Source organism: Gemella sp. 27098_8_155, from assembly GCF_041433725.1.
GTDB lineage: Bacteria > Bacillota > Bacilli > Staphylococcales > Gemellaceae > Gemella > Gemella haemolysans_D.
Genome location: NZ_JAPWCA010000012.1, coordinates 1 through 13398 on the forward strand (window position 1 = coordinate 1; position 13398 = coordinate 13398).

Annotated in this window: 11 protein-coding genes; 2 read left to right on the forward strand and 9 right to left on the reverse strand. The window is 30.2% G+C overall.

Annotated features, from left to right (window positions below):
• Positions 1-70: 70 nt before the first annotated feature.
• Positions 71-1549 carry an aldehyde dehydrogenase family protein gene (locus O5Y44_RS05925; protein WP_371465716.1) on the reverse strand — a complete coding sequence of 493 codons (1479 nt, stop codon included), beginning with the start codon at positions 1547-1549 and terminating at the stop codon, positions 71-73.
• A gap of 367 nt (positions 1550-1916) precedes the next feature.
• Between O5Y44_RS05925 and O5Y44_RS05930 the strand changes: the two genes are divergently transcribed.
• Entirely contained in the window at positions 1917-2462 is a 546-nt protein-coding gene (locus O5Y44_RS05930; RefSeq protein WP_371465717.1) for a thermonuclease family protein, read from the forward strand.
• A 76-nt stretch (positions 2463-2538) separates the two neighbouring features.
• Here O5Y44_RS05930 and O5Y44_RS05935 read toward each other — a convergent pair whose 3' ends face one another.
• The 4 genes from O5Y44_RS05935 to O5Y44_RS05950 all read right to left on the reverse strand — a co-directional run bounded on the left by O5Y44_RS05935 (position 2539) and on the right by O5Y44_RS05950 (position 7509).
• Complete coding sequence (locus O5Y44_RS05935; protein ID WP_371465718.1) at positions 2539-3909, reverse strand: amino acid permease; 1371 nt, start codon at positions 3907-3909, stop codon at positions 2539-2541.
• A gap of 265 nt (positions 3910-4174) precedes the next feature.
• The gene (ald, locus tag O5Y44_RS05940) at positions 4175-5290 is read right to left on the reverse strand and encodes an alanine dehydrogenase (RefSeq protein WP_371465719.1); all 1116 of its coding nucleotides are present in this window, start codon (positions 5288-5290) and stop codon (positions 4175-4177) included.
• Positions 5291-5978: 688 nt separating this feature from the next.
• Entirely contained in the window at positions 5979-6581 is a 603-nt protein-coding gene (gene rpsD, locus O5Y44_RS05945) for a 30S ribosomal protein S4 (RefSeq protein ID WP_003145898.1), read from the reverse strand.
• Positions 6582-6846: 265 nt separating this feature from the next.
• A complete protein-coding gene (locus O5Y44_RS05950; protein WP_371465720.1) occupies positions 6847-7509 on the reverse strand; it encodes a gamma-glutamyl-gamma-aminobutyrate hydrolase family protein in 663 nt (220 codons plus the stop codon).
• 359 nt (positions 7510-7868) lie between these two features.
• Here O5Y44_RS05950 and O5Y44_RS05955 point away from each other — a divergent pair, with 359 nt between their 5' ends.
• On the forward strand, positions 7869-8489 hold the full coding sequence (locus O5Y44_RS05955) for a hypothetical protein (RefSeq protein ID WP_371465721.1): 621 nt from the start codon (positions 7869-7871) through the stop codon (positions 8487-8489).
• Positions 8490-8660: 171 nt separating this feature from the next.
• Here the strand turns inward: O5Y44_RS05955 and rpsI are convergent, their stop codons facing one another.
• The 4 genes from rpsI to O5Y44_RS05975 all read right to left on the reverse strand — a co-directional run bounded on the left by rpsI (position 8661) and on the right by O5Y44_RS05975 (position 13395).
• Entirely contained in the window at positions 8661-9053 is a 393-nt protein-coding gene (rpsI, locus tag O5Y44_RS05960) for a 30S ribosomal protein S9 (protein WP_003145894.1), read from the reverse strand.
• 19 nt (positions 9054-9072) lie between these two features.
• Complete coding sequence (gene rplM, locus O5Y44_RS05965) at positions 9073-9510, reverse strand: 50S ribosomal protein L13 (RefSeq protein WP_003144827.1); 438 nt, start codon at positions 9508-9510, stop codon at positions 9073-9075.
• 253 nt (positions 9511-9763) lie between these two features.
• The gene (gene gltX, locus O5Y44_RS05970; RefSeq protein ID WP_271964784.1) at positions 9764-11227 is read right to left on the reverse strand and encodes a glutamate--tRNA ligase; all 1464 of its coding nucleotides are present in this window, start codon (positions 11225-11227) and stop codon (positions 9764-9766) included.
• 305 nt (positions 11228-11532) lie between these two features.
• The gene (locus tag O5Y44_RS05975) at positions 11533-13395 is read right to left on the reverse strand and encodes an acyltransferase family protein (RefSeq protein WP_316447724.1); all 1863 of its coding nucleotides are present in this window, start codon (positions 13393-13395) and stop codon (positions 11533-11535) included.
• Between the last annotated feature and the right edge of the window lie 3 nt (positions 13396-13398).

The following is a 13398-nucleotide window of genomic DNA, read 5'->3' on the forward strand; positions in this document are numbered from 1 at the left end:
TAACAAAAGAAGTAACTCAAAACTATATTAATTCTGAGTTACTTCCTGATCATGGTTTTATTTAATTATACTAGTTGTAAAATCCTGATACATCATCACTTAAATCAATTAGGATGTTTTTCATTTGTGAATAGTGTTCTAGTATCACTTTGTGAGTTTCACGTCCAATTCCTGATTTTTTGTATCCTCCAAATGGTGCGTGTTCTGGGATTTGATTATAAGTATTAACCCACATTCTTCCTGTTTCTACTCTACGGGCGATATTTAAAGCACGAGTAATATTTGTAGAGAATACTGCTCCAGCAAGTCCGTATTCACTATCGTTAGCTTGAGCAATTACTTCTTCATCTGTTTTGAATTTAATAATTACTGACACTGGTCCGAATACTTCTTCTTGTGAGATACGGCATCCATTGTTTACTCCAGCGATCAATGTTGGTTTAACGAATGCCCCTTTATCACATCCATTATCTGTATAACGTTCACCACCAACGATTACTTCTCCACCTTCTTTTTTAGCTATTTCGATATAATTAACAATTTTTTCTGCTTGTTTTTCATCTATTTGGCTACCCATTTGTGTATTTGGATCTAGCGGATCACCGATTTTAATTTTTGCAAATTTTTCTTTTACTTTTGCTACAAAATCATCGTAGATTCCTTCTTGTACAAAAATTCTTGAACCTGCACAACATACTTGACCTTGGTTAAATAAAATACCTAATTGTACCCCGTCAAGTGCTTTTTCAATATTAGCATCATCTAAGATAATATTAGCAGATTTACCTCCTAATTCTAATGTAGCTGGAATTAGTTTTTCTGCAGCTGCCACTGCAATTTTTTTACCAATTTCTGTAGATCCTGTGAATGCAAGTTTATTTAATCCTTGATGATTTTTTAGGAATTCCCCTGATTTACTTCCTCGTCCTGTGATTACATTTAATACACCTTTCGGCAATACATCTTGAATTAATTCTACGAATGTTAGTATGCTAAGCGATGTAATACTTGATGGTTTTAGCACAATTGTGTTTCCAGCAGCTAAAGCTGGTGCAATTTTCCAAGCTGCCATTAAGAATGGAAAGTTCCAAGGAATAATTTGCCCTACTACTCCAATAGGTTCCCTTAAAACTAAGCTTAGGAATTTTTCATCTAATACTGTTGCTTGTCCTTCATCAGCTAATATACACCCTGCAAAGTATCTGAAATGTCTTGCACTCAATGGAACGTCTACATTTAATGTTTCACGAATTGGTTTTCCATTATCTAAAGATTCTACGGCAGCTAATAATTCTGTATTAGCATCAATTATATCTGCAATTTTGTTTAGTAAAGCTGCACGTTCAGATACTGTTGTATATTTCCAAGTTTTAAATGCTTCTTGCGCAGCTTCTACTGCTCTATTTACATCTCCTTCTGTTGCATCTGGGAAGTTTGCTAAGTATTCAGAATTAGCTGGATTATATGATTTTAATACTAATTTATCTTCAGCATCTACCCACTCCCCATTGATAAACATTTTAAAATTTTCTTTTTTTAATTTAGTCATATTCTTTTCTCCTTTGTTTTTTATCGTAGTCTTATACTATCATTGAAAGAGTGCGTTTACAAAGCATCTGTTTAGGTAATTACCCTTACTATTAAAATAAAATGTTATTTAGAATATTTTAAACAATAATTTAACCTTGTATATATAAGTTTAAAATACTGTTACTTATATTATTTACCACGATAAATATAAACCTTATAAATTGAGATTTTTATTATATTTATCGTTTTTAACTTTATAATTATTAAAGATAATTTAATATTATATATATTTAATTTTAGTGTTAAATTATTCATTATTTATTTCATCTATTTTCTTTATTAGTTATGATAAAAGTGTTAGAATTAAATATACAGGGGGGATTATTATGAATAAAAAAGTCTTTATGGTGTTCTTTATTCTTTTTTTAACAGTATTTATGATTATTATTTCAATTATTAATACTCATAGAGAAGATTATAAAGAAGCCACAGTGAATGGAATTTTGATTAAAGGTGATAACACCAAATATAGGGTTAAATTTCTCAAAAAAATAGATGGTGATACAATTATCGTTCAATTTAATCATAAAGAACTAAAAGTTAGATATTTACTTATCGATACTCCAGAAACAGTAAAACCTGGTGTGAAAGTTCAAAAATATGGACCTGAGGCTAGTGAATTAAACGGAAAACTTTTGTCTAATGCTAAAAATGTTGAAATTGAATTTGATGTTTATCAAAAAGAAGATAAGTATCATAGAGCTCTATGCTACGTTTATGCTGATGGTAAAAATGTTCAAGAAGAATTACTAGTATCTGGTTTAGCTGAAATAAAATACGTAAAACCACCTGATACTAGATACCTAGAAAAATATAAAAAGGCACAAAATAAAGCAAAAAGTAATAAACGTAACCTATGGTCTGGTGTATAAATTAAATATTTATAAAAAAGCAACTCAACAATTAAGATCTCTAAGAAATCTCTTTTGATGAGTTGCTTCTGTTTTATTATTTTAATTTACTGTTTTTGTATGAGAATGTGAAGTAAATTATCATACCTACGATTACCCAAACGATGAAGATAATCCATGTTGTTAATGTAACACTGTATAGTAATGCTCCAAATAAAACGATAGATATAATTGGTAATACTGGCATTCCAGGTACTTTAAATCCACGTTTTAAGTCTGGGAATTTTTTGTAGAATACTATAGTAGTATAACTTACTAACGCAAATGCTATGATTGAAGCTACGTTAGCTAAGTCTGCTAGGTTACCTAATGGTAAGAAACCAGCTAGAACCGCTGTTAAAATTCCTAATCCCCAAGTTACAGTACTAGGTACTTTATTCGAATTAACTTTTGTTAATCCTTTTGGTAATAATCCATCACGAGCAATTGTATAAGTAATACGAATACCTGCATACATGAATGATAAAATACCAGCCATAAGTCCGATTACCGCACCAAGAGACACGATACCTGCAACTTTGTTTTGTCCAACTTCTTCTAAAACGAATGCTAACGCATCTCCAGTTCCAAGTCTGCTGTATTCAACAACACCAGTTAATACTAAACATACTAGAATATAGAAAGCCGTACAAACGATCATTGTAATAATAATTGCTTTAGGCAATGCTTTTTCAGGATTGATTGTTTCTTCTGCAGAAGTAGAAATCGCATCAAATCCTAAGTATGCAAAGAATACTGTTGTTGCAGCTAACATAACTCCAGAAAATCCAGTTGGAGCAAAGTTATTTGTCCAGTGTGTTGGTTCAACGTAAAATGCACCAACAACAATGAATAAAATTACAATACCTACTTTTGCAGCTACCATAAGATTATTTACCATTTTACTACTTGAAGTTCCTTTTGATAGAATAAAAGTAATTAACAGTACGATAACAATCGCTGGGATATTTCCATATCCTCCAAGTGAAGGTAATGTATAAATTTCTTTTGGAAGGTCTATACCTAACCCAGCTAATAGACGTGAGAAGTAACTAGACCACCCATTGGCTACTGTTGCAGCTGTAAGAACATATCCTCCTATTAATACCCATCCTATCGCATACGCTACAATCTCACCAACTGATACATATAAGTAAGTATATGTACTACCACTTGATGGAATTGTCGATGCTAGCTCTGCATAACAAAGTGCTGCTAAACAACATGCTAATCCTGCAATTAGGAATGAAAATACAACTGCAGGTCCTGCTTCTGCTGAAGCTTTACCTGTTAATACTAAAATACCTGATCCAATAATAGCCCCAATCCCGAATAGAACTAAGTCCATAGTTTTCATCGTGGGGTTTAACGTTTTGTTACGCGACTCAGCTAAAATTAAGTCAATTGATTTTTTTCTAAAAACGCTCATAATATCCTCCTAATTTATAATAAATATTCTCCCCTATTAATAATATTTATTAATTATATCATAGTTATAGATTATTTGCTACTAATTATTTTACTTATGTAAGTAAAGAATAAAACAAATAATAAATAACCTAATAAAATAATATATTTTCTCTTTTACAATTTTTACCTACTATCTAATAAAAGGAAGTGGATAACATACTATAAATATACATACCACTTCCTCTACAATATAACTATTCTATATTTTATTTTTTAATATTATATTACAAAGCTTGCTCTACTGGAGTATATTCATATCCTAAATCATCTGCAACTGCTTTGAATGTTACTTTACCGTTAGCTACGTTGATACCTGGTACTAATTCAGGGAATTTAGCTACTGCTTCTTTAACTCCTAATTTAGCTATTAGTTTAACATATTTAGCTGTAGCATTACATAATGCGTATGTTGCTGTTTCAGCTACTGCACCTGGAATATTAGCAACTGAATAGTGTAATACACCTTCTTCTACAAATATTGGTTTATCATGACTTGTAGGACGACCTTCTGTATATTCTGTTGTACCACCTTGGTCGATAGCTACGTCTACAATAACACCTCCATCAGGCATATCTTTAATCATTTCTTTAGTAACTAGTTTTGGTGCTTTAGCCCCTGGAATTAACACTGTACTTACTACTAAATCAGCAGTTTTAATTGCATTTGCAATATTTAATTTATTAGAGTAAACTGTTTCTACTTTACCACCAAAAATATGTGATAATTCAGTTAAACGATCTAAGTTAACGTCTAACATTGTAACACGAGCTCCTAATCCTGAAGCTGCTGTAGCTGCTGCAGTTCCTGCTACCCCTGCACCAATAACTACAACATGACCTGGTTGAACTCCTGGAACACCTTGTAATAATTTACCTTTACCACCTTGTACTTTTGATAAGAATCTTGTACCCTCTTGAATAGCCATTCTTCCCGCAATTTCACTCATAGGTCTTAATAACGGTAAAGTACGACCTACTTTTACTGTTTCAAAAGCAATACCGATAGTCCCTGATTCTACCATTGCTTTAGTTAATTCTGGATCTGCTGCTAAGTGTAAGTAAGTATAGATAATTAAACCTTTTCTGAAGTATTTATATTCTGATGGAATTGGTTCTTTTACTTTATAGATTAAATCTGATTTATTCCATACATCTTCTGCTTTATCTAATAAAACAGCCCCTACTTTTTCATACTCCGCATCTGAAATACCCGAAGCTAATCCAGCTCCTTTTTCTACATAAACAGTGTGCCCATCTAGTACTAATTCATGTACTACTCCCGGAATTGCAGACACTCTACTTTCATTGTTTTTAATTTCTGTTGGTACTCCGATAATCATTTCCCTTACCTCCTAATTTTTTCTGTACTTATATATTACCACAATTCTTGTATTAATGAAAGCGTTTTTCTAATGAAAGTAATGGTGAAAATATTTTCCCTATTTTATTATATTAATACAGGAACAAAAACCTATAAAATAGCTATTCTTTAATTTTACTTAATACTATTTTTGTGAAAATAAGTATCAATTGTTTTAGGAAAAGAAATTTGAAAAACAGCTGTTATATTTTCTAAGTAATTCTGTTTCATAAGAATAAAAGGATTAATTTTATTTTCAAAATTTTTAATTTATACAAAATTATTTACTAGAAGTATATACTTTTATTGAAAACTAAAATATTTATACAAAATTAATTTTTCCTTTTCAGTTTATTATATTTCACATTATTTGATGAAAAATATAACTTCTTGATAATACAATAAGCATTGATGTGATATAACTAACTATTTATGCTTTTATTGGAAACTCGATATTAAAAAATATAATTAGAGTTATTTCTTATATTATTTTTCTTCTTTTTATGATAAAATAATAATAGTGAAAAGAGGTATTCTCTTTGACCTTATAATCTATAATAATTTTAAAGCAAAAAACAAATAAATTTTTTCCTTTTTTTATTTTGAGCAGATTTTGCTCATAAACAAAAACAAGCCCTTTAAACATTAGTTTAAAGGGCTTATTTTTATTATCTGCTGTAGTACTCAACGATAAGTTGTTCGTTGATTTCTGGGTGTAATTCACTTCTTTCTGGAAGTCTTACTAATGATCCTTCTAATTTATCAGCATCAAAAGTTAAGTACTCAGGTACAAAGTTAGTGATTTCAACAGCTTCTTTAATGATTTCAAGGTTTCTAGATTTTTCTCTTACTGAAACTACTTGACCTGGTTTAACAGCGTAAGAAGCGATATCTACTTTTTTACCATCTACAAGAACGTGACCGTGGTTAACTAATTGTCTAGCTTGACGGTTAGTTCTAGCTAATCCTAAGCTGTATACTACAGAATCTAAACGTGTAGCAAGTAATGCCATGAAGTTTTCCCCGTGAAGACCTTGTAATTTACCAGCTTTATCGAATAATTTACGGAATTGTTTTTCGTTCATTCCGTGTAGGTAACGAAGTTTTTGTTTTTCTTGTAATTGTAAACCATACTCAGATAGTTTTTTTCTTAAGTTAGGACCGTGTTGTCCTGGTGCGTAAGGACGTTTAGCTAACTCCTTACCAGTACCGCTTAGTGAGATTCCTAAACGACGAGATTTTTTCCAAGTTGAACCTGTAAAACGAGCCATTATGTGCTCCTCCTTTTATCTTTTTGTTTTTATTTTTGTGAAAACAAAAAGCACGATTATCGTTGTTGTATATGTTATAAAACTGGAACTTCGCCTAGCAGCATAGGCTACGAGTTGCCACATTAAATAATGTATAACATAGAGGCAATAACAATTAATCCACTGCTATTATTTTACACAAAGATTAGTTTACCATTATTTTGAATAATAGTCAACTATTTTGATGCTGTATTCTTATTTTTTATTAATAATGTAATACAAAATTCTATTCACATAGATTTAGAAATTTTTTAAATGTATCAATTTCATAATCAACCTCTGGATGCCACTGTAATCCAATTAAGTTTCCTTTTTCAATTGCTTCTACAGTTCCATCTTCAGAAACCGCTGTTACTTTAAATCCTTCTGCAACTCTATTTACTGCTTGATGATGAATTGAATTAACCTCTGCTTTATTTCCATATAAACTATGGACAAATGAATTTTCTTCTATATCTATATTGTGACGAACTAATTTTTCTTTACTTGTATGATCATCAATATGCTGTTTCAATGAACCACCATGATAAATATTTAAGCTTTGTAAGCCACTACAGATTCCAAGTATTGGCTTATTATTTTTTTCAAAAAGCTCAATAAGTTTGAAATCTAATTCATCTTCATACGGATCCTCAGGATATTCTAAACCTTCTAGGGGTTCTTCCCCATAAAACTTAGGATTAATATCCCGATCCCTACCAGCAATTATAAGGCCACTACACATGGCTACAATTTCCTCAATTCCGTTTTGAGAACAAACTGGGAATAATATAAATCCAGCTTTTTCCGCTACTTCTGAAAAATAACCATTAATGTATAGACGTCTTTTTGCTATACCAGCATCTGATTGGTAATCGACACTTCTTGTTGAAATTGCAATTATTTTCATATGCAATGACCTCCTTTTTTAAATTTTATGACTCTTATTATATAAATATTATAGAAAATTGTCAAGAATAGGATTTTCATGAAAATATATGAAAACTTTAAGTATATTAATAAGTTTAAATATTAAACTTAATTTATGTATCAATTATTTTTTTATAAACTATCTTGGTTAAATATTATTAAGGATTAGTACTATTTAATTTATCTTCACTTGAGAATAGTGAACTTTTAAAATTACCATTATATCTATATATTAAATTCAGAATATTAATCTAATGTTAAACTTAATACATTCTATTGTAAATATACTGAAACATATGTATAATAGTAATGTGTTAAATATTAAGGAGGAATAATTGAATGAATTATTTATTGACTGTTAAATATCCTAAACAAGAAGTTATAGAGGATGGCAAAGAGTCGGTTACAAATGTTAAGGAAAATCATGAGGATTTAACTTCAGAGGAACTTTTAGAAAAATATCAAGAGTTTCAACGCGTAGGATATGATGTCAAAGTTAACTTTGTTACTTCTGATGTATATGATGAATTCGATGTTTTTAAACTAGCAGAAATCTTAGATCTTAATGCGATTGATTATAGCGCAAAACTTAAATTTATAAATCGCTCAAATAAAGGATCTCATGATTATATCAGTAGTCTAGCAAAATTATTTGATAGATACACTTTTGATTATGATATTTCGATTAAACTGAAGATTAACGAAAAATCAGAAATTGACTTTAAAAATGAAGATACATGGTTTGGAGAAACTCCAATCTATCAAATAAATCCAAAAATTAACGTAAAAGATGCTAAATTATTTAAAAACTTATATGATGAATTAAATGAAATAGCTCAAGTTAGTGCAGAAATTAAGCCAAAAAAATTAGAGGAGAAAATACTTTTATTATCATTAGATAATTATCCAGCAGGAACTGAAGTTATTTTCACTCTAAAAGACTCTGAGATTTATGAATAGAATAAATTAAATTTAGAAACTGAGGATACTAATTAATTATTAGCATCCTCAGTTTCTTCACTTTTTACTAACTATATTTTGTTCCTTTTTTCATCAAATTCAAAAAAGAACAAAAAAAGGCAACAGAGAAAGTTCTCTGTTGCCTTGACGTACTTTGGTATAAGACCAATATTAACGTTTTGAGAATTGAGGAGCACGTCTCGCACCACGAAGACCGTATTTTTTACGTTCTTTCATACGAGGGTCACGAGTTAGTAATCCTGCTGGTTTTAAGTCTTTACGGTATTCTGGGTTTACTTCTAGTAAAGCACGTGCAATTCCGTGACGGATTGCTTGAGCTTGTCCTGTGTATCCTCCACCGTTAACGTTAACTAAAACGTCATAGTTACCTGTAGTAGATGTAACTTCTAAAGGTTGCATTAAGTCTAATACTAATGATTCTAATGGTAAGTATTCACGCATTTCTCTGTTGTTGATAACAACTTTCCCTGTTCCAGGTACTAATCTTACACGTGCTACTGAGCTTTTACGGCGTCCTGTACCGCGATATTCTACTTGTGCCATTTAATTATTTCCTCCTATATTATCCACGTAATTCGTATTTTTCTGGTTTTTGTGCTGCGTGTGGGTGTTCAGCTCCACGGTAAACGTGAAGTTTCATTCCTTGAGCTCTACCTAAAGTATTTTTTGGTAACATACCTTTGATAGATAGTTCTAAAAGTTCTTCTGGATATTTTTCTACCATTAATCCAGCAGTTCTTTCTTTTAACCCACCTGGGTGCATTGTGTGACGACGGTAAATTTTATCAGTTAATTTTTTACCAGTTAACACAATTTTCTCAGCGTTGATAATGATTACATTATCCCCAGTATCGATGTGTGGTGTATAAGTAGGTTTGTGTTTCCCTCTTAAAATTGAAGCTACCTCTGATGATAAGCGACCTAAAGTTTGTCCTTCAGCATCGATTACATACCATTTTTTTTCTACAGTTGATGGCTTTGCCATATATGTTTGACGCATGTCTTTTTTCCTCCTAGATGTTGTTTTTAATCTGTCATAACGACTAAGTTTTCCGGGGCTTACTCGTGAAGATATATAAACAATATCATAAGTAATAATACCTTATTTACTGATAAATGTCAAGATATTTTCTTTACTTTTATTTATATTTCTTCTCTTATTTTTCCCAGCTGGAAAATTAAAATTAAGGGCTAATCTAAAATTAGATATTCTCAATTTATTTCACCCTTAATTTATAAAAATTTAAAACTTTTTATTTAATTGTTTCTAATGCAGCTTTTACTCTAGATGCTACTCTTTCTTTACCTAGTAATTCTAAGCTTGTGTTTAATTCTGGACCGTGCATTGATCCTGTAGAAGCTATACGAATTGGCATGAATAAGTTTTTACCTTTTACTCCAGTATCTTTTTGAATAGCTTTGATTAAAGCTTTGATATTATCAGCAGTAAATTCTTCTACTTCTTCAACTTTTGTTAAGAAATCTTCGAATACTGTTGCTGTTGTTTCTTGTTTTAAAATTTCTAATTCTTCTTCATCAAATTTTACTTCTTCTACGAAGAATTGTTTTGTTAATTCTACAATTTCAGCACCATAACTCATTTGTGGTTGGTATAGAGAAATTAATTTTTCAAACCAAGCTTTATTTGCTTCCACTTCTTCAGCAGTTGCAACACCTTCTTTTACGAAGAATGGTAATGATAAGTCTACGATTCTTTCTAAAGGTTGTGCTTTAATATATTGGTTATTAATCCAAGTTAGTTTGTTATTATCGAAGAACGCTGGTGATTTACTTAAACGTTTTTCATCGAAAATTTCAACAAATTCTTCTTTAGTGAAAATTTCTTGTTCACCTTCTGGAGACCATCCTAATAATGTAATGAAGTTAAATAATGCTTCTGGAAGGTATCCTAATTCATCATATTGTTCGATGAATTGAATGATTGTTTCATCACGTTTAGATAATTTTTTCTTGTTTTCATTTACGATTAGAGTCATGTGACCAAATCTTGGTGGTTCAAATCCTAATGCTTCATATACAACAAGTTGTTTCGGTGTATTTGAAACGTGATCATCTCCACGTAGAACGTGAGAAATTTGCATTAAATGATCATCGATTGCCACCGCAAAGTTATATGTAGCTACTCCATCATTTTTAATGATTACGAAATCACCGAAGTCATGTCCTTCAAATGATAATTCACCTTTAACCATATCATCGAATTTATAAGTTCTGTCTTGTGGAACACGAATACGGATAGATGGTTTTCTACCTTCTTTTTCAAATGCTTCTTGTTCTTCTTTAGTAAGATGAGCATGTTTTCCACTATAGCGTGGTGGTAATCCATTAGCAATTTGCTCTTCTCTTTCCGCTTCTAATTCTTCAGCAGTCATGTAACATTTGTATGCTTTATCTTCAGCAATAAGTTGATCTGCGTATTTTTGATAGATATCGATTCTTTCTGATTGACGGTAAGGACCGAATTCTTTTTCTTTTCCAATACCTTCATCATAATCAAGACCTAGCCAATCCATGTATTTAAGTTGGCTTCTTTCACCTTCTTCTTTATTACGTTTGAAGTCAGTATCTTCAATTCTTAGTACGAAGTCTCCACCGTAATGTTTTGCAAAAAGGTAATTAAATAATGCTGTTCTTGCATTTCCGATATGTAAATTTCCTGTTGGAGATGGTGCATATCTTACTCTTACTTTTGTCATAGTTATCTCCTTTTTTACTATTTTAAATATATTTTAATACTAGAATATTATATCACAAACTATATTCATATTTCAATGAAAGTTCAACAATTCACTAAGAAAAGCCTTATCAATTGTTATATTTATGTTTCAATCACAAAAATTATTTAAATTTTTGATATTCAAAAATTCATGAGAAACTAAACTTAATTCCAATTAAATAATACTTCTTCGTTTTTATATTGTTATTATTTTTTAATACAACAAATAAAACTAAGCAGTCTCTTAAAACTACTTAGTTTTATGTATATTATATAATATCTCTTCTAACCTTCTTTAATTTCTACTGGTCGTTTAAGATTTTTCACAATTAAATCAACCATTCTTTCTGCACCGTTCGGTTTTAAATGTACCTTATCTGGTTCAAATAAAGTAGTATTACCATTTGCTACGGAATACCAATCGATTATAGTTACATTAGAGTATTTTTCTTTTGCTTTTGTTAACTCTGAATTTACAGTTTTTTCCCAAGCTCTTGGTACTTTAACATTAACGAAGTAAATATCAGCTTTATCAAAAATCTTCACTAATTCATCAAGTTGACTTTCAGTGAATGGTCCATTAGTTCCTAGTTGGAATATTATCGCTGAATTCTCATTGTTATATTGAGCGTAATTTTTAGCTTCATCCACTGCCATATATAATTGTCGACCTATTTTACCATCGATAACAGCTCCTGGATACAACTCTTTAAATTTCTCTCCGATATCAACTGTCAGAGAATCTCCCATAACAACTACAGAACTATATTTCTTGTCTGAATTATTTTTATCATCTTTATTTTCTTTGTTATCTTTATTCTCATCAGTAGATTTATTTTGATTATTATCACTATTATTATTTTGATTATTTACAAATTGAGTTTCTTTATTGTTTTCCATTTCTTTTACAAAAGCTGTTGAAAGGAATGGAACACCTTTCCCAAATATTCCCATCACAAATAGTAATGATACTACACCTATAATACTAGCGTATACTTTTCTTGCTTTTTTAGGACGTTTTATTATTTTTTTATAAACCAAGTTAACGTAGTTTATAAATCCTAGTTTTCGAATTGGTGTCTCAACAAATACGTAACTTATAATAGCTACAACAAATGTAAGTATAATTCGTAATATTACGTATAAAATATTAGGATTACCAATTTCTGACACTGGTGTAGTTAACACTAAAATTGGAAAATGCCATAAATATAAACTATACGAAATTTTACCAATAAAAACTATTGGTTTGAATGATAGTAGTTTTGACATTATAGTATGTTGTTTCCCACTACTTATTATAATCACTAACCCTAAAATAGCTACAAGTAGGAATCCTCCTCGATATAGCCAAGTATTGTACTCTGAAGTATAAATCATAATTGCTATTAAGATAGCTATCGAAACAAACGATACTAAACTGTAACGTATATTTTCTTTTGGCGTTACTCTTGTATTAAGTTTATCCATAGGATATAAAATCGCTCCTACAACACCAACAAGTAACGAAAATGCTCTAGTATCTGTTCCAAAATAAATTCGACTAATATTATTTATATCGAATAATAAAATATGTGTTATTAGAGATATAAATATTAATCCTACAACAACATATAAAAAATTCTTATTTAATTTATATGTTCCATCTTTGGCTTTCTTTTTCCTATTAAATATTAAAAATAACAATGGGAAAACCATGTAAAATTGTTCTTCAATAGCTAATGACCATAAATGTTTAAATGGACTTTGCGAACCAAAACTATCAAAATAATCTAATTTATGGAATATATACCACCAGTTACTTGAATATATGTAACCAAATAAGGCATCAAGATGACTTTTACGTAGTAATACATCATTGAATAGCACCATCACTATCAATCCTACAGTTATCATAAAATACACTGCTGGTAATAAACGTCTAGCTCTTCTTAAATAAAAATTATATAAATTAAGAGACCCTGTCTTTTTATATTCTTTAATAATCAATGAACTAATTAAATAACCTGATAAAACAAAGAATAAATCAACACCTAAGAAACCACCTGGTAGATAATTTACATCGACGTGATAAATAATAACGGCTAATACCGCCAATGCCCTCAAGCTATCTATACTTGGAAGGTATTTTGATTTGTTATTACTCATTTC